General features: G+C 43.2%; 18 protein-coding genes. 15 read left to right on the top strand and 3 right to left on the bottom strand.

Annotated features, from left to right (window positions below; all coding sequences use genetic code 11):
• Window positions 1–43: 43 nt before the first annotated feature.
• Window positions 44–2,128: a formate hydrogenlyase transcriptional activator FlhA gene (flhA, locus tag M975_RS18055; protein WP_064561274.1), complete on the top strand. Its 2,085-nt coding sequence runs from the start codon at window positions 44–46 to the stop codon at window positions 2,126–2,128.
• 72 nt (window positions 2,129–2,200) lie between these two features.
• The gene (gene yajD, locus M975_RS18050) at window positions 2,201–2,548 is read left to right on the top strand and encodes an HNH nuclease YajD (RefSeq protein ID WP_064561273.1); all 348 of its coding nucleotides are present in this window, start codon (window positions 2,201–2,203) and stop codon (window positions 2,546–2,548) included.
• Between the two features lie 68 nt (window positions 2,549–2,616).
• Here yajD and M975_RS18045 read toward each other — a convergent pair whose 3' ends face one another.
• On the bottom strand, window positions 2,617–4,551 hold the full coding sequence (locus M975_RS18045) for a methyl-accepting chemotaxis protein (RefSeq protein WP_064561272.1): 1,935 nt from the start codon (window positions 4,549–4,551) through the stop codon (window positions 2,617–2,619).
• Between the two features lie 245 nt (window positions 4,552–4,796).
• Window positions 4,797–5,231 carry a winged helix-turn-helix domain-containing protein gene (locus M975_RS18040; RefSeq protein ID WP_245164477.1) on the bottom strand — a complete coding sequence of 145 codons (435 nt, stop codon included), beginning with the start codon at window positions 5,229–5,231 and terminating at the stop codon, window positions 4,797–4,799.
• Window positions 5,232–5,847: 616 nt separating this feature from the next.
• Here M975_RS18040 and M975_RS18035 point away from each other — a divergent pair.
• The 12 genes from M975_RS18035 to M975_RS17980 all read left to right on the top strand — a co-directional run bounded on the left by M975_RS18035 (window position 5,848) and on the right by M975_RS17980 (window position 19,868).
• Window positions 5,848–6,651 (top strand): winged helix-turn-helix domain-containing protein, encoded by an 804-nt coding sequence (locus tag M975_RS18035; RefSeq protein ID WP_064561271.1) that lies wholly within the window; start codon window positions 5,848–5,850, stop codon window positions 6,649–6,651.
• Window positions 6,641–7,114: a hypothetical protein gene (locus M975_RS18030; protein ID WP_064561270.1), complete on the top strand. Its 474-nt coding sequence runs from the start codon at window positions 6,641–6,643 to the stop codon at window positions 7,112–7,114. The genes M975_RS18035 and M975_RS18030 overlap by 11 nt, the downstream gene beginning before the upstream one ends.
• A 1,029-nt stretch (window positions 7,115–8,143) precedes the next feature.
• A complete protein-coding gene (gene wecA, locus M975_RS18025; RefSeq protein WP_245164474.1) occupies window positions 8,144–9,310 on the top strand; it encodes a UDP-N-acetylglucosamine--undecaprenyl-phosphate N-acetylglucosaminephosphotransferase in 1,167 nt (388 codons plus the stop codon).
• A gap of 75 nt (window positions 9,311–9,385) precedes the next feature.
• On the top strand, window positions 9,386–10,519 hold the full coding sequence (locus tag M975_RS18020; protein WP_064561389.1) for a polysaccharide export protein: 1,134 nt from the start codon (window positions 9,386–9,388) through the stop codon (window positions 10,517–10,519).
• 2 nt (window positions 10,520–10,521) lie between these two features.
• Window positions 10,522–10,956, top strand: a complete 435-nt coding sequence (locus tag M975_RS18015) for an arsenate reductase/protein-tyrosine-phosphatase family protein (RefSeq protein WP_064561269.1) — start codon at window positions 10,522–10,524, stop codon at window positions 10,954–10,956.
• 23 nt (window positions 10,957–10,979) lie between these two features.
• Window positions 10,980–13,127 carry a polysaccharide biosynthesis tyrosine autokinase gene (locus tag M975_RS18010; protein WP_064561268.1) on the top strand — a complete coding sequence of 716 codons (2,148 nt, stop codon included), beginning with the start codon at window positions 10,980–10,982 and terminating at the stop codon, window positions 13,125–13,127.
• 22 nt (window positions 13,128–13,149) lie between these two features.
• Window positions 13,150–14,142: an EpsG family protein gene (locus M975_RS18005; protein WP_064561267.1), complete on the top strand. Its 993-nt coding sequence runs from the start codon at window positions 13,150–13,152 to the stop codon at window positions 14,140–14,142.
• Between the two features lie 83 nt (window positions 14,143–14,225).
• Window positions 14,226–15,428, top strand: coding sequence for a hypothetical protein (locus M975_RS18000; RefSeq protein WP_064561266.1), 1,203 nt, complete (start codon window positions 14,226–14,228; stop codon window positions 15,426–15,428).
• A gap of 59 nt (window positions 15,429–15,487) precedes the next feature.
• Window positions 15,488–16,405: a polysaccharide pyruvyl transferase family protein gene (locus tag M975_RS17995; RefSeq protein WP_064561265.1), complete on the top strand. Its 918-nt coding sequence runs from the start codon at window positions 15,488–15,490 to the stop codon at window positions 16,403–16,405.
• Window positions 16,398–17,450, top strand: a complete 1,053-nt coding sequence (locus M975_RS17990) for a glycosyltransferase family 4 protein (protein ID WP_064561264.1) — start codon at window positions 16,398–16,400, stop codon at window positions 17,448–17,450. The genes M975_RS17995 and M975_RS17990 overlap by 8 nt, the downstream gene beginning before the upstream one ends.
• Window positions 17,451–17,513: 63 nt before the next feature.
• Window positions 17,514–18,326: a glycosyltransferase gene (locus M975_RS17985; RefSeq protein ID WP_064561263.1), complete on the top strand. Its 813-nt coding sequence runs from the start codon at window positions 17,514–17,516 to the stop codon at window positions 18,324–18,326.
• A gap of 102 nt (window positions 18,327–18,428) precedes the next feature.
• Window positions 18,429–19,868: a capsule assembly Wzi family protein gene (locus M975_RS17980; protein ID WP_064561262.1), complete on the top strand. Its 1,440-nt coding sequence runs from the start codon at window positions 18,429–18,431 to the stop codon at window positions 19,866–19,868.
• Between the two features lie 57 nt (window positions 19,869–19,925).
• Here the strand turns inward: M975_RS17980 and M975_RS17975 are convergent, their stop codons facing one another.
• Window positions 19,926–20,756 (bottom strand): helix-turn-helix domain-containing protein, encoded by an 831-nt coding sequence (locus M975_RS17975; RefSeq protein WP_064561261.1) that lies wholly within the window; start codon window positions 20,754–20,756, stop codon window positions 19,926–19,928.
• Window positions 20,757–20,993: 237 nt separating this feature from the next.
• Between M975_RS17975 and M975_RS17970 the strand changes: the two genes are divergently transcribed.
• Window positions 20,994–22,391, top strand: coding sequence for an MFS transporter (locus M975_RS17970; protein WP_064561260.1), 1,398 nt, complete (start codon window positions 20,994–20,996; stop codon window positions 22,389–22,391).
• The last annotated feature ends 9 nt before the right edge of the window (window positions 22,392–22,400 follow it).

Below are 22,400 nucleotides of genomic sequence, written 5' to 3'. Positions count from 1 at the left end.
GATTTGTAGCTTCCTTCAGTTTTCACCTTCATGGATAAGCAAAATGTCATACACACCGATGAGCGATCTCGGGCAACAGGGTTTATTTGATATTACGCGCAACCTGTTGCAGCAACCTGATCTCCCGGCACTTGCTAACTGCTTGACTCAAATGGCAAAGCAAGGTGCGTTAGCGGATAGAGTGCATATTCTGCTTTATCATCCGCTGCATCAGCGTGTGGCATTTTATGGCACGGATAAAAATGGCAAGGAACTGCATTACGAAGATGAAATGGTGCTGGCAAACGGGCCTGTGCGGCGTGTGCTGTCGCGCCCGGAAGCACTGATCTGTACACACGAAGAGTTCACCGACACCTGGCCACAGGTGATGAACCTGGAACTGTATGCGCCATTTGGCCGCTACTGCCTGCTGCCTCTGGCGGCGGAAGGTAAAATTTTTGGTGGCTGTGAGTTTATTCGCAACAACGATGCAGCCTGGACGGATAAAGAACTCAACCGCTTGCACACCCTGGCTCAAGTTGTGGCGCTGGTTGCGGAGCAAATTCAAAGCCGCCTGGATTCCAACCTCGGTTATCAACAGCTGTGCCGCGAACGTGACGATTACCGAATCCTCGTCGCAGTGACGAACGCTGTACTTTCTAAACTCGATCTCGATGAGTTGATCAGCGAAATTGGTAACGAGATTCACCACTATTTCTCGATAGACTCGATAAGTGTCGTGCTGCGCGGAAACCGCAAAGACCGCCTGACGGTCTACTCCACGCATTTCGTGAAAGAACAGTCATCAATCCACGACCAAAGCGATGTGGCAATGGCGGGTACACTTTCTGAGCGGGTACTCAAAAGTGGTGAAATGCTGCTGTTGAACCTGCATCACGGTGACCAACTCGCGCCGTATGAACGCATGCTGTTTGAGATGTGGGGCAACCAACTCCAGACGCTGTGCCTGCTGCCACTGACCTTTGGCAGTAACATGCTCGGCGTGCTGAAACTGGCGCAATGCGAAGCGGGCGTCTTCACGCCACAAAACCTGAAACTTCTGCGCCAGATTGCCGAACGTATCGCCATCGCGGTAGATAACGCGCTGGCGTATCAGGAAATCAATCGCCTGAAAGAAAACCTGGTCGACGAGAACCTCTATCTCACCGAGCAAATCAATAATGTCGCCAGTGATTTTGGTGAAATTATTGGCCGCAGCGACGTGATGTCGAATGTGCTTAAACAAGTCGAGATGGTGGCGAAAAGCGACAGTACTGTGCTGATCCTCGGCGAAACGGGCACCGGTAAAGAACTGATTGCCCGCGCTATTCACAACCTGAGCGAGCGCAACAGCCGCCGGATGGTGAAAATTAACTGTGCGGCGATGCCTGCCGGTCTGCTGGAAAGTGACCTGTTCGGCCATGAACGCGGTGCGTTTACCGGCGCGAACACTCAGCGCATCGGGCGTTTTGAGCTGGCGGACAAAAGCTCGCTGTTTCTCGATGAAGTGGGCGATATGCCGCTGGAGCTGCAACCTAAGCTGTTGCGCGTGCTACAGGAACAAGAGTTTGAGCGCCTCGGCAGTAATAAAGTTCAGCAGGTGGATGTGCGCCTGATTGCTGCGACTAACCGTAACCTCAAAGAGATGGTCACCGAGCGAGAATTCCGTAGCGACCTCTACTATCGCCTGAACGTGTTCCCAATTATGTTGCCGCCGCTGCGTGAGCGTCCGGAAGATATCCCGCTGTTGGTGAAATCTTTTACCTTTAAAATCGCCCATCGCATGAACCGCAATATCGACAGTATTCCGGCGGAAACTTTGCGTACCCTGAGCCGCATGGACTGGCCGGGCAATGTGCGTGAACTGGAAAACGTGATTGAACGTGCTGTGCTGTTAACCCGCGGCAATGTGCTGCATCTTTCGTTGCCAGAGATGGAATACCAGCAACCGGAAGAAAAACCGATGCAGCTTGTCGCGAGCGAAGAAATCCGCGAAGGGGAAGATGAAGCGCAGAGAATTTTGCGTGTGCTTAAAGAAACCAATGGTGTGGTCGCCGGGCCACGTGGTGCAGCACAACGTTTGGGGCTAAAACGTACCACATTGCTTTCGCGTATGAAGCGTTTGGGGATTGATAAAGACGTAATTTAGCCGGAAACTGGCGCCAACTTTAACCTCTATACCCTAAATAATTCGAGGGTATGAACTGGATAAACATCGACTATGGCTCTTATCCCAAAAAACTACACGCGGCTGGAAAGTGGCTACCGTGAAAAAGCACTGAAACTTTTCCCGTGGGTCTGCGGGCGTTGCTCCCGTGAGTTCGTATATTCGAATTTGCGCGAACTCACCGTACACCACATGGACCACGACCACACCAATAACCCGGAAGATGGCAGTAACTGGGAACTGTTGTGCTTGTATTGCCACGATCACGAACACTCAAAGTACACCGAAGCTGACCAGTATGGTTCCACCGTCGTTGCGGGTGAAGACGCGCAAAAAGATGTCGGCGAAGCGACGTATAACCCGTTCGCAGATTTAAAATCGATGCTAAATAAGAAGAAATAATAGTCGAAAAGTAAAGGGCGGTTTCCCGCCCTTTGTTTCCCCTGGTATTGGCATGACAAAATCAATCGTTAAAATTCTACCCAGCTATCTTTGCTGTTTACTGTCGATCTTTTTGTTACCACAGAAGCCACGGAATGGTTGGTCACAGCGCGAGCCTCCTCGGCGTCGTTTTGCGTTTTTGACACACGAAATATCGACACGACTTTTTCCAGCTGCACGGCTTGTTCTTCAAGCGAGCTGGCGGCAGCGGAGGATTCTTCGACCAACGCCGCATTTTGCTGAGTGGTCGTGTCCATTTCTGCCATCGCTTGCGCAATCTGCGAAATTCCTTTGCTTTGCTCATCTGTTGCGGCAGCAATTTCACTCATAATGTCGCGAACCTGGATAACAGATGTTTCGATGTTATCCATGGCTACGCCCGCACCTTCCACCAGACGGAACCCTGAATCGACATAAGAAACAGATTCGTGGATTAAGGTTTCAATCTCTTTTGCTGACTGCGCGCTTCGTTGCGCCAGGTTACGCACTTCCCCTGCTACCACGGCAAACCCTTTCCCCTGATCTCCTGCTCGTGCAGCTTCAACCGCGGCATTCAGCGCCAGAATATTGGTCTGGAATGCGATGCTGTTAATCACCGACGTAATTTCAGAAATTCGGTGCGAACTGCTTTGCACGTTTTTCATCGTGTCGATGACCATCTTAGAAATCTGACTTCCTTCATTGGCCTTTTGCGAGGCGGCTTCCGCTAACTGGCGCGCATGTTTTGCATTCTCAGCATTCAGCGCCACGGTTGACGTTAGCTGTTCCATACTTGCGGCGGTTTCCACCACGGCGGCAGACTGCTGCTCCGTGCGGGAAGATAAATCCATATTCCCGGCGGCAATCTCCGATGACGAACGCGCCACACTATCGACGCCTTCGCGCACGTTGTGGATGATATCTTTGAGGTTGGTATTCATTGTTGAAACTGCCTGCATGAGTAAGCCTGGCTCATCGCTGCGCTGGCTTTCCAGCGTGCCGGTCAGGTCGCCTTTGGCAATTTGTTCAGCAACCCGCAGCGTTTCGTTCAGTGGGCGCGTAATTGATCGGGTGATAAATAAAGCCATCAGTACGCCAATCAGAATCCCAACAAGAGAAACGATCGCCATTTCCCATTCAGTGGTGATGACGACTTTTTCAGCCGTCAGCTGCTGTAGCTCAAACAGAGCATTAATCGAACGTGTCAGCTCCACGGCACGATCGGTCAACTGTGCTGAAAGGGTGTTTTGTTGCGTCCACGCGGCAAGATAAGCGGGGAGTTCAGCAGTAAACCCCTGGCTTTCACTGATGCCCTCCTGCACCCACGTTTGCTCAGACGCCGGAAGCATAGGCAGCAGTTGTTTCGCATGGTTAATCCCCGTCGTTAAACGTGTTTGCAGTAACTGCTGGGACTGTAAAGTGGGGTTCGCTTTGTAATCATTTAACATCGAATCGATGTCATTAAAGATAAAACTCAGCTGGGATACCTGAGTTTGTTGCGCAGAAGCCAGCGTTTCATTGCGGCTGAGCTTGTCTGCGATAACAGATTTTTGATACAGATCTTTTGAATTGAGGCGATCTTCATCCTGATTTTTTTGATTCAGGGCATTAATGAAAGGTGTGGTGCTAAGCATGTAACTTTTCACCGCGGTTTCTGTTTTCAGCAAGGCATCCATACTTTGCGGTGACCAGTTTAATGTTTTCAACTGAGAAACCGTTTCTGCCATTTGATTCAGGGCATTGCTGTTTTGATCAAGATAATGAGGATTATGAGTGTATTGATAGTTAGTGCGGCTCAGGCGCGCTGCGGTCAGGCTATTATTGAGTTCAGCCGTTAATGCGCTTTTGGTTATTTTATCCTGGATGTTTATCAGACCAGACAGCCCGCAGACGACGATAATAATCGTAATCGTTAATACAGTTGCAAACCCCAGAAAGAGTTTTTTGCTGATTTTTAAATTGGAAAACGCGTTTATTATACTCATACTATATCCAGTAATGGCTACATAGCCTTTGGTTAGCGTTATTATTTGAAGTTGCTATCATTTGTGAAATGCAAAAGGTGGTCTTTTTTGATAAATACCCTCACCAACAACTCACTCTCGAACGGAGAGGTTGCAAGAATCACTCATCAATGAAGGTATTTATAAAAAAAGCCCTGAAAATATCTATAATCAGGGCAAATGCATCCTGCTATCGTAGCACTTACTCAAGGTGCTACTTTATATTGTTATTTTTTATCCATATCGGAAATAACCGGTGCGTCGCTTAATTTGTAGTAAATGGGTGTGACATCAAATGAATTGATCATATAGCCACTGCCTTTCATATTTAAAATGAAATCATCAGGTAACCCCAACAGATGCAGCCTTTTATTGAGATTGTTTAACACCTGCCACAAGCGTTGCGTGGAAGGGATAAGGTTATTTTCTTCCCAAATTTTTTTCAGTAATTCATCTTTGGTGACTTTTTTATGCCGGGCATGCAGTAATAGATACGTAAATAACTGCAGCATCGTGTCATTAAAGAAGATCGAAGCAAAAATGAAATTACGTTCAGTGCCACCAGACGGTAGGCGATATAGCCTGCCGCTATAAATATCAAAATGGATTTCCTTGCCGATCATGAATCCATGCAATTGATAGTCCATATCTTTCATGCTCATATAAAATAAATCCGACTAAGGAGGTATCACTCGTGTTCATTTCCTATAAGCCCTACATTTTATAGGGGAGGATTATATGACTACGGTGAATACTTACAACATATGCGCCAGCAGAGTCGTTCAAAGGGCCTGAACTTCTTTTTTTAGAGTTAAACGCTTACAAGATGATAGTTTTCAGCATAAAAAAACTAACAAAACAAAATAACCACTCTTTAGTCTGGATAATGATCATTACTCCACCGCTCAAGATAAAATTTCGAATTGTGCAGCATGTTTGGATTATTAATCTGACTCGACAGTTAATCTACTGTTTTGAAAATCTATTTCACCCTGCCAGCAAAAGAGTCACAACCAGGAATTTTCCTTATTAAAGTCGCTTTTATCAGCAAACCGACTGTTTTTGACGATGGAGTTAGCATAGCGATTTCATGCGCCAGGAGGAGTGAATTTATATGATTTATACTTAGCTACAACTTGGTTTTACTGGAGACTAATACTTTGTGACGATTTTAATTAATTGATTTTAAATGTAAAAAATCTGAATCAGATTTTTATAACGAGAACTTTTCCCCCTGAAGCTCCCGTAGATGGCGAAGAATATGGCGAGGGCAATGCAATGAACACGGTCTTTTTGATTAATGACTCGCTGCTTTTCGACCCGGATGAGCACAGCCTGCGCCCGCAGGAGGGGTTTCCTGGTAGCAAGGTGATAATTCATACCCCTGCAAGTGAATGCTTACTACTCTTGCTACGCCACAACCATCAGGTATTAACCCAGCGATTTTTGTTTGAACAGGTTTGGGAAAAGCATGGTGCCGTGGTGACGACCAATGCGCTCTATCAAAGTATTGCCTCCCTCAGAAAAGGGCTACAGTCGGCTGGGCTTGCGGAAAACATCATTAAAACTGTGCCTAAAATGGGTTTTAAATCGATTGCTACGGTGCGGGAAGGGACAATAAGTGATTTCCTCATACCTGTTGAAAGTGCTGAGCCAGCGCCTCTCACCGATGAAATATTGACTCCAAAACGCCATGAACCTGCAGCGCAAAAAACACGCATCATTGAAGTTTTCCACTCGCGCTGGGCATATTTTATTGCAGGACTGGCATTTATTCTTTCTTGCAGTGTGCTCTATATGCAAAGAATCGGCGGCGATTCTTTCTATTCTGATTACCATTACATCGGTCAGGTAAAAGGCTGTTCACTTTATTCATCATGGTCTGGTGAGGAGAAAAGTATCAGCACTTTTCTGTTGTTGGATAAGCGCCAACCGGTGATATGTAAAACCGGCACAGTTGCTTATTTAACACTGAATCACTCTCAGCAGGGCGTGTCGGTGTTGCTATGTAACAGTAAAATTGAATACAGCAACACCCAGTGCCAGTCATACATTCTCAGGAAAGATCGCTATGAAAACTAGAAAAGCGGCGTACTGCTGGGTTTTGATTGTTTTATTAATCGCACTCCCGTTGTCTCTTTCCTGGTATCAGTCTTATCAAAAGGACCATTTTTCTTGTGATGCTACAACGAATATTGTCGGTGAAAATATCAGCTATGACATGATTACTCACCTCACTTTTGATAACGGCTCGGGGACTTACTCGTCACTGGGGATACTGAAAGAAAAGGGTAAACCTGAGATCAATACCAACAATAATTTCAGCTTCAAATACTGGCATGAAGACGGAAAAATCATCATGATTTCTGGTGAGCATAGCGAGCTGGAGAAGGTGTTCAGTCAGTACTTTCCGCAAACACCGGACTTTTTCATTTATCGCGAGCGCGGAATCAGCCTGAAAATGATCCGCGAAAATGTGTCGAGCTATTTGTTTAGCTACGACAATACACCACTATTTTATTGCATCCTCACTAACCAGAAGTGAACGGAGCCTTGCGATAGCGCCACCCCTGGCAGCGAAACGTTGAATTTGCAGAATAATCGCAGTCGGTTTACGGAATTTTCGCAAAAGATTTAATTGTGAAAGCGGGGTTCTATGGGGGAAATTCTGACCTTATCTGTTATCGCTTGTGTGTAGATTTCCAGCAATTATCTTCTCAATTCTCACCATTTCTGAATACGGGTGTATAACACAACTCGCTGTTAGATCCGTCAGATTCGCAAGGCAGCAGGGCGAGAAATGACTGCTTATCATCCATTTATTCACTTCTTATCACTATTCAACGAGCCTGCCGCAATAGTTCTACAAGTTTACTGAATTAATTATTTATGTTTGCTTAACTAGCGGTTAAATCAGTTTGCTACAGTTGATATGAGAACATCACATTCTCATAAAATCTTTTTGTTTCAAATTGTTAGTCGCGATACGGTGAAGATGTTCCCTCGCAAAAAAACTATCTTTGTTTTTGGCTGGCTAAGATTATTCTGAGAGCGATTTTTTACAGGTGGTGCGTAAAAAACAAACAACCATTCGGTCTGGATATTAAACACTATCCCCTTACTTTTTCAGATAACGCAGCTCTGAATATAAAATAACAATATACATCGATACTCTCCATCCGGTTTTATGTGGAGATTTACAACTCACGATAAATACATCTTTTATATATTACTTGAATATATACTAAATATATAGCTAGCAATGATTTAAAAACCTTAATTCTCGATGGCTAATGATTTATTAAATAATAAGTAATTGCCATTTAATTCGTATTTTAAGAAATTATAAAAAATTAATTTCCATTAATTAAATGGTTTTAACTGTTTGTTTTTTATGTATAAATTAATTTTTAATGAAATATTATTGTAAGTTTTTAATGGCTCAATATAAAGCTGGTGCTTTTTTGCTCCTCTTAATTTCCTGTAATAGAATGCGCGAAATTCACTCTTCTTAAGACTTAAGTAACCACACGGATGTGGTTGTTGTGATGTGTGCACAAAATGAATCTCTGTAATGGCCGTGGTTATTTCCACGTTCGCTATGGGCGGTAGCGTTGTTAAAAGGAATTTAGGTATCAGCATCATGATTAAAGAAATCATCATCATTTTTTTGACCGCAATGGCAGCGCTCCTTATCGCTCGCGTGGTGGCCTTAAAATGTGGCCTGGTGGATAAACCCGGCGGTCGTAAACAACACAAAGGTGAAATACCTCTGGTCGGTGGGATTTCATTCTATTGCGTTATCGCAATGTGTTATCTGTTCAGCCCTGAAGTTTTGCCCCACACCGAAGCACATTTTCTTACCTATTTACTGAGCGTTTCATTGCTGCTTTTTGTTGGCATTGCGGATGACCGCTTTGATCTTCCGGTGGCTCCACGCGTTGTCATTCAGGCGCTTTCCGCTGTCATTCTTATGGTCGACGGCCTTTACCTACATACTTTCGGCCACCTGTTAGGCGAACAAGAACTGCAGCTTGGCCCAGTGGGTTATCTGGCGACGCTGTTTGCCACCTGGGCCGCTATCAATGCTTTCAATATGATTGATGGTGTTGATGGTTTACTCGGTTCCGTGTCATGCGTGATATTCGCAGCACTAATGGTGGTCTTCTTACTGGCTGGGACAGAAATTCGTGCCATGTGGTGTCTGTTAATGATAGTCGCCCTGATCCCTTATTTGATGTTCAACATGGGTTTTATAGGCGGCAAGCGCCTTAAAGTTTTTATGGGTGATGCCGGAAGCATGGTGATTGGTTTTACGGTGCTGTGGCTGGTGATGCTCGGCAGCCAGGGCAACGATGCTGTGATGGCTCCGGTGACAGCATTGTGGCTGATTGCGTTGCCACTGATGGACATGGTGACAATTATGGTGCGGCGCTTGCGCCGGGGGCAAAGCCCGTTCCATCCGGATCGTGACCATTTGCACCACATCTTAATTCGCAGCGGCTTAACAGCCCGTCAGACGGTGCTGTTTGCCTCGGTGCTCACCGCCACGCTGGCGTGCGTCGGGATGGTACTTTCCATAATCGGTATTACCGAGTGGCTTTCATTGGCTCTGTTTATAGGTGTATTTGCCAGCTACTTTGCCATCAACAATAAGCTACAACAGCGCCACCCGGACATGAGATCTCAACTCACATCCTCTCGAGCCGTGAGTGCCGAAGCACCTGTCAGCAACCGCTAATACCTTCCCGTTTTCTTTTATATAAAAGCCCGGCGCTGCTGGGTTTAACCCCTTTCGATGAACCAAGTGACCAACATGATAATTGTAAAATTAGCAGCTGTGCCGTTATTGATTTCAGCTGTCTTGCTTAGTGGCTGCACGATTGTTCCTGGCAGTAATCTCACAACATCCGGCAAGAACATCGTCAATGAAGACGACTCGGTGAATATCAGCGACAAGGTTAACGTCTACACCGTCACCCCAAAACTGATTGAATCCCTGAGTATTGCGCCAGTGGTCGCGCGAACTAATTCACAACTCGAAAAAGAGGTACAGGATTACCAGTATCGTATTGGAGTGGGTGATGTGTTGATGGTCACCGTGTGGGACCACCCTGAGCTGACAACGCCTGCGGGCCAGTACCGTAGCGCCTCAGATACCGGTAACTGGGTACAGTCAGATGGTACAATTTTCTACCCGTATGCGGGCAAGGTAAAGGTGGTTGGCCGCACGCTGGCTGAATTACGCGAGGAGTTGACCCGCAAACTGGCGGCTTATATTGAATCGCCACAAATCGATATTAGTGTTGCGGCATTCCGTTCTCAGAAAGCCTACGTGACCGGCGAAGTTGCGCATTCAGGGCAGCTTGCCATTACCAACGTGCCGCTAACGATTATGGATGCGATCAACCAGGCCGGTGGCCTAGCCGACAATGCTGACTGGAATAATGCGGTCCTGACCCACAACGGCAAAGACGAACGTATTTCCCTCCAGGCGCTGATGAAAAATGGCGACTTGCAACAGAATCGCCTGATGTATAGCGGCGATATTCTTTTCGTGCCCCGTAACGATGACCTGAAAGTGTTCGTGATGGGCGAGGTGAAGAAACAAACCACACTAAGAATGGATCGCAGTGGCATGACGTTGACAGAAGCACTGGGCAATGCGGAGGGTATCGACCAGATGACCGCTGATGCGACGGGTATTTTTGTTATCCGCTCAACCCATGCTAAAAACAGTGGCGGCAAACTGGCGAATGTCTACCAATTGAATATTTCTGATGCCACTGCGCTGGTCATGGGAACCGAATTCAAACTGCAACCGTATGACATTGTCTATGTCACTACGGCCCCTGTTACCCGCTGGAATCGTGTGCTTGGCCAGTTAGTTCCTACTATTACCGGCGTTAATGACATGACCGAAACCATCCGCATGATTAAGAACTGGTAATTATGTTTGATTCAATATTAGTAGTTTGCATTGGCAATATCTGCCGCTCCCCAACCGGGGAGCGGTTATTACGAAAAGCGCTGCCGGGTAAAAAGATTAATTCCGCAGGATTAGGTGCTCTGGTTGGTGAAGGTGCCAACGCAATAGCGGCACAAGTTGCTGCGGAAAATGGGTTATCGCTTGATGGACATTGTGCTCAGGCATTTTCTTCAGAACTCGCCATGCAATATGACCTGATTCTGGTGATGGAAAAATCCCATCTCGAGAAGATTAAAAAAAACTACCCGGAAGCCAGTGGCAAAACCATGTTAATTGGCCATTGGCAGAACCAGCTTGAAATTGGCGACCCCTACAAAAAAAGCCGAGAAATGTACCAACTGGTTTATACACAGCTGGCTCAAAGCACCGCGCGTTGGGTTCTGGCATTAAAGAAATAGATACCGCAAAGAGATGTCGTTAAATGTCTGAACTAACCTCCAGTGTTAATAAAAACAACAATAAAAGTGAAGAAATTGACTTGCGTGAATTATTGGGTGTGCTGCTTGATAATAAATGGAAGATAGTGATCGTCACTAGCATCTTTACTATTTTGAGTATTGCTTATGCTTTATTGGCAACGCCAATTTACAGCGCAAATGCACTAGTGCAAGTTGAACAAAGCACCGGCAGCAATGTATTGAGTAAACTTTCTGACATCTTGCCGGACAATAAACCTGAGTCACAGACTGAAATAGGGTTGTTACAGTCTCGTTTGGTACTTGGACAAACAGTTGAACAACTGGGACTAGACATGATTGTTCAACAAAAACATTTCCCATTCATTGGAAAAGGATTGTCACGTTTTTTAGGAAATCATGATGGGAGTATTGCGATTTCGCGATTAACTGTGCCAGATGAATTATTAGACATTCCATTTAGCCTCACCGTGCTTTCTACAGATACATATAGTATCTCAGTTGATGGTTTAACTCTGACGGGCAAGATTGGGACGTTGTTAGAAAAAAATGGTATACGCATACTCATTAGTGATATTGACGCACCCTTAGATACAACATTTGTTATAACCAAACTAGCAAAGCTTACGGCAATTAATAATCTTCTGGATAATTTTTCTGTTTCTGACTTAAGTAAAGACAGTGGTATGCTACAACTTACTTTTAAAGCAGATAGTGTTAAGAAAGCGACAGAGGTATTGAACAGTATTGCAGACAATTATCTGCAACAGAACGTTGGCCGTAAATCTGAAGAAGCAGCTAAGAGCCTTGATTTTTTGAAAGAACAGTTGCCTCTGGTGCGCTCACAACTGGATGAAGCTGAAACTCGATTAAACATGTTTCGGCAGAAAAATGAATCAGTTGATTTATCATTGGAAGCAAAATCTGTTCTTGATAATACAGTTGCTTTAGATGCACAAATAAACCAATTAACCTTTAAAGAAGCTGAAATATCTAAGCTTTATACACGAGATCATCCCGCTTATCGGACCTTGTTAGAAAAGAAAGATCTCTTATTAAAAGAACGAGATAAACTGAATGTTCGTATTGGTAACATGCCTAAAACTCAACAGGAAATATTGAGTCTTACACGTGATGTGCAGTCTGGGCAGGAAGTGTATATGCTGCTATTAAATAAACAGCAAGAATTGAACATCAATAAAGCAAGTACTGTAGGTAACGTACGTATTGTCGATATGGCAGTTACTGATACAAAACCTATCTCACCAAAGATAGTTTTAGTCATCTCTTTAGGTTTTGCAGTAGGGTTATTTATTTCAATAGCATTTTGTTTAACACGTAGATTCTTGCACAACGGTATTGAGAGCAGCGAGCAAATTGAGGGGTTAGGGTTAAATGTATACGCGGCGATCCCAACTTCCAAGTGGTTAAAAGACCGAAATCTGAAAATGGATAAAAATAAACGGAAAACGGTTCGCTCAATCAATTTACTGGCCAAAGATAATCCAACAGATCTTTCAGTCGAAGCTATTCGTAGTCTCCGTACCAGCCTTCATTTTGCAATGATGCAGGCTGAGAATAATATTTTGCTTATTTCTGGGGCAACACCAGAAGCAGGAAAAACCTTTGTTAGCTGTAACCTTGCTGCTGTTATCGCCCAGTCTGACAAAAAAGTACTTTTGATCGATGCTGATATGCGTAAAGGCCAGGTGCATCATGTTATTGGATGTAATGAAAAAAATGGGCTTTCCGATATATTAATTGGTAGGAAATCCTTTGATGAAGTTATTAAAAAAACAGAAGTTGATAACCTACATTTTATTTCAAGAGGGCAGATACCACCCAATCCTTCTGAACTACTGATGAATGCGAATTTTAAACATTTGATGGTTTGGGCCGCTAGTCAATATGACATTGTTATTGTTGACACCCCTCCAGTTCTTGCCGTTAGTGATGCTTGTATCGCCGCTAAATATGCGGGCACGATAATGTTAGTCGCACGTTTTCAGCAGAACACCTTGAAAGAAATGGATATTTCAGCAAAGCGTTTTGCACAGAATAACCTTACTGTGAGCGGAATAATATTTAATGGTGTTGAAAAACGAACCAGTAATTACTATGAGTATGGAGCCTATAATTCTTATTCATCGTGAATGTTTTTGATGAGAATATATAATGACTTTAGAGTTGATTTTTTATAGCATTTTGTTTGTTACAGGAATAGTTAGTTGTTTTGTTGAAAACAGAACGAAGTTATATTATTTGTTTACTTTCTTACTATTCCTTGCTTTTTCAATAATAATGAGAACATCAGGCTTTGATTTGGACATCAATGCATATGCAGTAAACTTTAAACTAGAGTCTTTAGATATATATTATTTAAAGGAACCTATTTTTTGGTTGTCCTCAAGGTTTGTTTACAAGTTTATCCATTCTGATGAGTCGGTATTTGTATTATATGATGCTCTTTCATTTGTAATTGTTCTCTGGACAACAAGAAAACTAAATCTTCCACCTTATTATCCATATTTGTTTTTATTGTTTTTCCCATCTTTAATGGGGATGGAAAATATATACAGGCAGTATTTATCTATGGTGCTGTCATCATCATTCCTGGCAATGTGCATGCTTGATGATTCATTCAAAAAGAAAATGAGTGTTGGGTTGTTGGCAGGATTGACCCACAATGTGTTTTTTTTGTTCTTTACAATTTATTTATTGTTTAATAAAAAGAAAAAAAACAGTCTGGTTTTTATATTAATCAGCATTGTTTTTCTGTTTGCAATACAGTTTGTATTATCCACTAAATCAAATTCGGAAACAGGAGAGCTAGGAGCGGGAGTTTACTTGGCAATGTCATTAGTCTTATTAGGCTTTTACTGTGTTTCATACCAGTTCAAACTTGATGATCTAAGCAAAAAAATCATGCATTTACAGGTTTATTTTATATCGTTAATTGTAGTTTCAATTAGTTTGATGGGTGGTGGACAATCCAAGCGAATAGGAATGTTTTGTTTGGTATTAATGTTAATTCCGACAGTTATTGCAATAGAACAAAATTACAAGGAAAAGAAAATTGTTAGAGCTGCATTTTTTATAGTGGCTATATTACCAACTTATATATTTTCTTCTTCTCGTGATATGTTATTAACTGCACTAATTAAATAGCTTTAAATAAGATGCAATGCATTATTCTATAATAACTGCAGTGTGTCATTTTGAGGTGAATATCAAAATAAAAAAGTGTATGAATGATGTTAGTAAAATTAAATAAGTTATGTAAATATATAGACCAGTTTTCTTTTGCAGCATTAAATGTCGGAATGATTTTTTTTGCTTCCAGATTTCTTGATAATACCCAAGCTGCTAAATATATCATTATAAATTCTTATTCATCATTCAGTTTGGTTGTTATCGTATCGCTAGTCATCTCTCCATTTTGGGTTTTTAGCGTAGAGAGAGTAACGCAAGGTTATCATTACAAACTGTCTTTATATTTGACAATATTTATAAGTTTTATCTCTGCCACATTACTTTCAATCTTGATGTTCATAAGAGAGCAGGACTGGAAATATAGTCTGTTAATTTTCGGATTATCAATGTGTTACCCATTGTATGATTTTTTGCGCCGTAGTCTCTATATTGTTAAGAAGGATTTTATCTCAGCAATACTCTCGGCGTTACTATTGCTAGTCTCAATGCTGAGTTATTGCTTGATGTATTTTTGTGGCGTGCGTGAGGCTGGACATTATCTTTCAGTTCTCATCTTCATCATGAGTTTCATATCATTGATGATAATTTTAATTAATAATAAAAACTATCATTCAAATCATGTCGAGCCGGAGCTTAAAAAAATACTCCTTGAATACTGGACAATAGGTAAATGGTCTGCTGCTTCAATGCTTTGTTTTTGGGTTATTACTCAAGGCAGTTTTATTTACCTTGAAAAAATTATCGATAATGAGCAGTTGGTATTTACCAGGCTTGCATTAAGCCTGGGGGGAATAATAGCAATTTATTTTTCAGCAGTAGAAAATAAACTCATGCCTGAAATTAGAGAGATAATATATAGCGGAGATTCAAAGCAGTTAACTTCCAGGTGGAGAAGCTATTTTAAAAATGGGTTGATTGTTTCCTTTGCGTGTACCTTATTTGTCGTATTGTTCTATATGATATTTTTCGACATCAATCAATATCAGTTGTCTATTATTTTACTGATGTGTTTTTATCAATCCATCAGTGGTGTTTTTAAGTTTAGTTCATTCCATCTTAAGGCTAAGAAACTTCATAGGTCTGTATTTTTCTGCAATTTTATTTCAGTAATGATTGTGATTTTATTTTATATGGTTGCAGGCACAGGTAACTCATTTTCATTGCCATTAATTATATTAGCTAATGGGATTGTTAGTTCTTTATTGTATGGCTATTTTTTACATATTAACCGAGGTGTATAACATTGTTTTTTGATAACGCATCATCAAAAATAGGGATTTTGAACACAAGTATTTGTTCAATGAATATTGGTGATTTCATCATCATGGATTCGGCATATAAACAAATTTCAAAATTATTTCCTCAGTCACAAAAAGTCCATTTCCCTACCCATGAAAGAATTACTCGGGTGGGAATGAAAAGACAAAAAGAAATCTCAGCCAATATTCTCTGTGGAACTAACTGCCTCAATTCCTCAATGTTATTACACAGACAATGGAACGTTGATCTTTATAATGCCTTTTTTATGAAAGAGGTGATTACTTTAGGTGTGGGTTGGACTAATTATCAGGATAAACCTGGATCTTACACGTCATTTTTATTAAGGCATATCCTCAGTAAAACCCATATGCATTCTGTGAGGGATTCATATACTGAGAAGCTTTTAAAAAGTGCAGGTATCACGAATATTGTTAATACTGCATGTGCAACCATGTGGGATTTAACAGAAGATCATTGCGCACAAATCGTTCCTAAAAAATCTAAGGATGTGATATTTACCCTTACTGATTACAGGAAAGATTATGCAAAAGATTTGATCCTGATTGAAGCTTTAAAGAAATCATATGATGATGTCTACTTTTGGGTGCAAGGCTCTCAAGATTACGAGTACTTCCAGTCATTTGGTTGTTTAATTAATGGCATTAAGGTTATTCCTGCAAACCTTTCCGACTTTGATTATGTATTAGAAAATGTTCCATCTATAGATTATGTTGGAACGCGCTTGCATGCTGGTATCCGAGCGTTACAGAAGCTAAGAAGAAGTATCATTATCTCAGTTGATAATAGGGCGGAAGAAAAAAGAAAAGACTTTAATCTGCATGTTATCCCAAGAGATCTTTGCGTTGATGAATACGTCAGTATTTTCAACGAGGAACATGACACTAATATTTCGTTGCCGCTTAAATCGATTGAGCTATGGAAATCTCAGTTTGAATAAAAATATTCTTTTTTTGGCCTCTTCTTTACAAAGAGGAGGGCCAATAAATCAACTTTTTGAACTTGTTAGCAGTAAAGTGTTTCAGAATTGTGGCAGCACCATTTCCATAGTTTCACTCTCTCCTTTGGATGTAAAAGAATCTCGTGCTTTGGATTTCATGAAATTAGGATGTCATGTAGAGTCATTTAACAATGATTCTTATAATTTCTTGAAAATTTCAACTAAGATAGTTTCATTCATTAAAACTAATGACATTGATGTTGTCGTTTCACAAGGAATTAGGTCTGATATTTCTTTATCTTTAGTTCTGAATAAGATAAAGGCAAAATGCTATTGTATTTTGCATAACTATATAGGGCCGGACTATAAGTTAACTTATGGTAAGTTGTTATCCAGATTGATGACTAGCTTTCATTTATATGCCTTCAGGCGATTAAATATTATCTCTGTTTCAAAAAGCGTCGCAGACTATGTAAAGCAAAATTATAATCTTACAAGTACACCTATAAAAAACGGTGTGCGTTCCGTTGATTACACTCCATCAGCATTGGAGCACCACCCCATCAAGTTGATTTATGTTGGTATAGTCAATCAAAGAAAGAGAGTGAAAGAATTAGTAGAGTGCTGTAATCAGTTAGAAAAAGACAGTGTTACTTTAAGCGTTGTCGGAAAGTGTGAGTGCAATGATCTGAATAAAAAAGATAAGAACGCAACTTATCTTGGGCAAAGGAATGACATTCCTTATCTTCTTTCACAGCATCATATCTTTGTTTCTTTCTCGGCTTTCGAGGGGCTACCAATGGCTGCATTAGAAGCTTTAGCGACGGGTACTCCTTGCATTTTGTCAGACATTCCGCCGCATACGGAGATCATCGGATTAAGCCCTAATTTCGGGTGTATATGTGATATTAACGATCCGAAATCCCTTAGAGAGGCGATAAAGCACTGCTTAACTTTAAATCCACTCGATATAAAGAATGACTTTGATCTTTTCTTATCCTCAGAAGTCATGGCGAGTTCCTATCAAAGAATTTTGATGAAATAACCGCCTTATATCAGGTGTCCATAAATTTGATTGGTTTCTTTCTAATATTAAAAATGGACTAATATGAAGAATAAAATATCAGTTATTATGAGTTTATATAAGAATGATACACCGGAGTACGCTACTGCTGCGATAGAAAGTTTATTATCACAGGATGTTTATTGCGATATACTGATCTATCGTGATGGTAAGGTTAGTGATGCCTTACAGGCAGTGCTTGATGATTATTCCAAAAACACTCGATGTAAAATCTTTGAATTCGATGAAAATAAAGGGCTGGCAACTGCGTTAAATTATTTAATTGAGCGTTGCCTGGAGGGCGGCTATAAATTTATTGCTCGCATGGATAGCGATGATATTTCACATCCAGATAGACTCCTCAAACAAATGAACTATATGAAAACATGTAGTGATATTGATGTCCTGGGGACTTCCTGCCATGAATTTGGTGCTAATTTTGCCTTAGACCAAAAGCATCTACCTCTTTGCCATAATGATTTGTTGAAGTTCAGCATTATTAGATGCCCTTTCATTCATCCATCCGTTATGTTCCGTCGCAAAGTTTTCGAGAAAGGTTTTCGTTACCCTGTGGATACCACACTAACTGAAGATATGGCGTTATGGTTTTATCTGTTACATAACGGATTTAGATTTGCAAATATTAAAGACGTACTGCTGGACTATAGGCTTGATGAAGATACGGTTCATCGCAGAAAAGGATTAAGCAAAGCTTTAAGTGAAATAAAACTAAGAAGTAAATATATGTGGATGTTAAAGCAAACCTCTGTAAGAAATATATTGTTGATATATTCACGCATCGTATTCCATTTAATGCCTGCCAACCTTTTACGTATTGCTTATAAATGGGCAAGGTAAGTTAACAAAGGCGTGTTAATTATAACTCTTTAAAAAATAGTGTTCCTGTTGAACCCCTTTGTTCATCAATGGAGTTTCTGAATATGCCAGAAAGGATATCCCGTGGGTTCGTTCAAAAATAATGTTATTCGTGCAACCGCCAGTATTACCCTATTAAGTATCAGCATCACGGCAAACGCATCGGGATTACTTTTACCCGATGAAATGCTGCGCAACGATCTGGCCTTTTTGTCCGAAAAAGGAATTATCAACCTCGGGCTTTCCACTTGGCCTCTTAGCCAGGATGAGGTTGAAAGGGCACTGAAAAATGCCCAAACGCAAAATGCTTCCGAGCGCGCTGTACTGCAACGAGTCGACCATCGTATGGCCGTTCTGAAATCTAACGCCCGAATCACCGCTCACTCATTTAGCAATGAGACGGGGGCACCGCAGGGATTCGCCGATTCAGTTTATTCCGGGCAGGATGTTTCGCTGGCTTTGAATCTCGGTGGTGAAGAATGGGACGTGCATTTGCAAGGTAACGCTGAGGCGGACATGCAAATAAGTAATGGTTCCCGTTTCAACCTCAACGATTCTTATGCTGCACTGCGATTCGCAAATCAGTGGCTGGCGTTTGGGCAGATCCCACAATGGTGGGGACCAGGCTACGAAGGCAGTCTTATTCGCTCTGATGCGGCACGCCCGGTGACGGGGTTTTTGCTACAGCGTGCGGAACAAACTGCACCGGAAACCTGGTGGTTGAACTGGATTGGGCCGTGGCAATATCAACTTACCGCAGGCGAACTCAATCAATACACCTCTGTTCCCCATACGTTACTCACTGGTGGACGGGTGACTTTTTCCCCGCTGTCTTCACTTGAACTCGGTGCTTCGCGCATGATGCAGTGGGGAGGGGATGGGCGGTCCAAGTCATTCAGTACATTTATGGATGGCATGACTGGACAAGATAACACCGGCACCGGTAATGAACCGGGTAACCAACTAGCCGGGTTTGATTTCAAATTGAAGTTACAACCCACTCTTGGATGGCCAATCAATTTTTATGGTCAGATGATTGGAGAAGACGAAGCAGGGTTCATGCCTAGCGGAAATCTCTTCCTCGGCGGCGTGGAAGGCCATCATAGCGTCGGAAAAGACGCCATTAACTGGTATGTGGAAGCTCATGACACGCGCAGAAACTTCGGGCGCCTGGGTTCCAGCTACACCCATCATATTTACACCGACGGCTATTATCAGCAGGGGTACCCGTTGGGTGATGCTATTGGTGGTGATGGGCGACTGCTTGCGGGCAAGGTGGAACTGGCTACTGAAGACAGCCAGCGCTGGAGTGCTCGTTTGGTTTATGCCAGGGTCAATCCTGAAAGCCAGGAAATTAACCAGGCTTTCCCTCGGTCAGACACTCTGACAGGGTTGCAACTCGGCTGGAGCGGAGACGTTTATCGCTCGGCGAGGCTGAAAGTGGGTGTCTGGTACACTGAAGCAAACCACAGTGATAACGATGCCGGACTAGGCGTCGGGGCGGAAATCCCGTTCAACTGGTAAACCTGACGCTCAACTGTCGGTAAAATATAAGGGCGGGTAATGCAACGTTACTCGCCGCTAATCCGAATTAATATGCACCTTACAATAGCGCCGTTTCCATGCGGCGGGCGTTAACCCCATCGCTTTACGAAACACCTTCCGAAAGTATCCCACGTCCTGAAACCCACAACGCTCTGCCACTTCACTCAACGAACAGGAGTCGGTAATCAGCATTTTTTCCGCACTCAGCACGCGCTGGCGTTGGATTGCCTCGGTAATGGTCAACTGAAATGTCTGGCGATAAACCCGCCCAAGATAATCCGCGTTGCAATGCAACTGGTTGGCAAGTGTCGAGGTAGAAACCGGCAAGTGGAATTGCGTGCGTATTAACTGCTGAGCCTTATACGCCAGCGCCACGCCGCTGTTATCTGCCTGCGGGTTGTTGTTAGCGGCAACAGACAGCTGCTGCATGATCAGTAACAGGATGAGTTCCAGAGCACCGCTGCGGTTGATGGCTTCCTGCTCGCTTAAAAACTGGCGAAATAAAGAGATAACATATTGCGGGTTAAGCACTTTTCCGTGTTGCGGCAGGGAGATGAGCGACGCGGGCAATTCTAATTCTGTTTGTGATTCGTGCTGCGGATTAATTTCAAAGTGCAGCCAGTAGAATTTTAAATCCGCCGGGAAGGTTCCTACTCCGACGTGTTTTCTGTGTGGCCAAAGTAGCAGGCTTTCTCCCTCTTTTACGCTGAATAGCGTGTCATTCTCACGGATCGTAAGTGTCCCTTTTTCAACGAAAATCATTTCCCATGAGTCCAGTTCTCGCTGCGGGTGGTTACCCACGCCACGGGAAATAAACAAGCCACCGTTTTGCACGGAAATAGGTAAAGTAATTTTTAAATCAAGCAATTACAATTTTCCTTAAGCCACTTTATCAACCAAGTGTAGATAAGAAATACAGGGTGCAGTTATCGGTAGTGGTATTTGGCGATCTTCTTCACAGTTTTATCTTCAGGTCGGAATCGTCACCTTTTTATACTTTGTTATCGCCTTGTTGATACTTAGATTGAATGCAAAATTATTCGGGTCATTTGCAAATACAAAAATAATAACTCCAGACTTCTTACCCGATGCGAGGCGTAAATCATGACCTCTACCCCTATAGATAATATTGCTACTTCGACGTTAAGTGACCGACTCTCCATACGCGAGAAAATAGGTTATGGGTTAGGTGATGCAGGCGGCACCGTCATTACCTGCCTAATCATGAACTTCCTGACCTTTTTCTACACCGATGTGTTTGGTTTAACCCCGGCAATTGTCGGCACACTGTTTATCGCACTGCGTGTCTTTGATGCGGTTTCCGACCCGTTAATGGGTATTCTTGCCGACCGCACCCAAAGTCGTTTCGGCCGTTTCCGCCCATGGCAGCTGTGGGTTGCCGTGCCGATTGGTGTTATCGGCGTGCTGACATTTACCGTGCCCGATCTCAGTACCAACATGAAAATCCTTTGGGCATTCGGCACTTACCTTTTACTTTCCGTGAGTTATACCGCAATCAATGTGCCGTATTGTGCGCTGATCAACACCATGACGACGCGCCACGATGAGGTGATTTCCTGCCAGTCCTGGCGCTTTGTACTCTGCGGCGTGGCGGGCTTTTTGGTTTCTGTTGGCCTGCCGTGGCTGGTCGAAATCATCGGCCAGGGCAATGCCGCCAAAGGCTACCAGATGGGGGTGGGAATTTTGTGCGCCGTCGCGGTGGTGATGTTCCTGTGCTGCTTCTTCTGGGTTCGCGAACGTGTGCCCTTGGCGCTGATGGGCAAATTCACGCTGCGGGAACACCTGGCGGGCTTGCGCAAAAATGACCAGTTACTGCTGAGCCTGGTTATGTCGTTCCTGCTGATTAACGTCTTTAACCTGCGCGGCGGCGGCTATATGTACTTCATCACTTACGTGTTGCAGGGCAGCGCCGGGTTCGCCTCATTGTTCTTCACCATGGTGACATTTGCCTCGATTCTCGGCGCGGTCATTGTGAACCCGCTGGCTAAGCGTTTCGATACCGTAAAACTTTACTACTACACCAACCTGGTGCTGGCAGCGCTTGCGTTTGGCATGTGGCTCCTGCCTACGGGTGCGACGTATCAAACGCTGTGGCTTATCGTCATCCTGGCGAACGGTATTATTCTCGGCTTCACCCTGCCGCTGCACTTCTCGATCATGGCGTTTGCCGATGACTACGGCGAGTGGAAAACCGGTGTGCGCTCATCGGGCATGAATTTCGCCTTCAACCTTTTCTTCATCAAATTAGCCTGGGCCGCCAGCGCTGGCATCATCAGCCTGGTGTTTATTTTTGTGGCTTATCAACCCGGCCCAGAACACCAGACCGCCGCGTCATTATCCGGAATTACCGCTCTGGAAACCCTGCTACCAGCTGCATTCCACTTATTACTGGCTCTGGCGATTCGCCGTTGCCGCTTGAATAATCCCATGATGGCGCAGATTTCCACTGACTTACGTCAGCGCCATGTCCAGACCGCCTGAGGAGTTGTT

Source organism: Buttiauxella brennerae ATCC 51605 (assembly GCF_001654925.1).
GTDB lineage: Bacteria > Pseudomonadota > Gammaproteobacteria > Enterobacterales > Enterobacteriaceae > Buttiauxella > Buttiauxella brennerae.
This window is presented reverse-complemented; position numbering and strand designations above follow the sequence as displayed.

Excerpts from the sequence above, each read along its gene's own strand:
- M975_RS17995 (WP_064561265.1), top strand. The coding sequence starts at position 15,488 with ATGAATATTGGTGATTTCATCATCATGGATTCGGCATATAAACAAATT.
- M975_RS18000 (WP_064561266.1), top strand. The coding sequence starts at position 14,226 with ATGATGTTAGTAAAATTAAATAAGTTATGTAAATATATAGACCAGTTT.
- flhA (WP_064561274.1), top strand. The coding sequence starts at position 44 with ATGTCATACACACCGATGAGCGATCTCGGGCAACAGGGTTTATTTGAT.
- M975_RS18045 (WP_064561272.1), bottom strand. The coding sequence starts at position 4,551 with ATGAGTATAATAAACGCGTTTTCCAATTTAAAAATCAGCAAAAAACTC.
- M975_RS18005 (WP_064561267.1), top strand. The coding sequence starts at position 13,150 with ATGACTTTAGAGTTGATTTTTTATAGCATTTTGTTTGTTACAGGAATA.
- M975_RS18040 (WP_245164477.1), bottom strand. The coding sequence starts at position 5,231 with ATGAGCATGAAAGATATGGACTATCAATTGCATGGATTCATGATCGGC.
- M975_RS18030 (WP_064561270.1), top strand. The coding sequence starts at position 6,641 with ATGAAAACTAGAAAAGCGGCGTACTGCTGGGTTTTGATTGTTTTATTA.
- M975_RS17970 (WP_064561260.1), top strand. The coding sequence starts at position 20,994 with ATGACCTCTACCCCTATAGATAATATTGCTACTTCGACGTTAAGTGAC.
- yajD (WP_064561273.1), top strand. The coding sequence starts at position 2,201 with ATGGCTCTTATCCCAAAAAACTACACGCGGCTGGAAAGTGGCTACCGT.
- M975_RS17985 (WP_064561263.1), top strand. The coding sequence starts at position 17,514 with ATGAAGAATAAAATATCAGTTATTATGAGTTTATATAAGAATGATACA.
- M975_RS18035 (WP_064561271.1), top strand. The coding sequence starts at position 5,848 with ATGAACACGGTCTTTTTGATTAATGACTCGCTGCTTTTCGACCCGGAT.
- M975_RS18010 (WP_064561268.1), top strand. The coding sequence starts at position 10,980 with ATGTCTGAACTAACCTCCAGTGTTAATAAAAACAACAATAAAAGTGAA.
- M975_RS18020 (WP_064561389.1), top strand. The coding sequence starts at position 9,386 with ATGATAATTGTAAAATTAGCAGCTGTGCCGTTATTGATTTCAGCTGTC.
- M975_RS18015 (WP_064561269.1), top strand. The coding sequence starts at position 10,522 with ATGTTTGATTCAATATTAGTAGTTTGCATTGGCAATATCTGCCGCTCC.
- wecA (WP_245164474.1), top strand. The coding sequence starts at position 8,144 with ATGGCCGTGGTTATTTCCACGTTCGCTATGGGCGGTAGCGTTGTTAAA.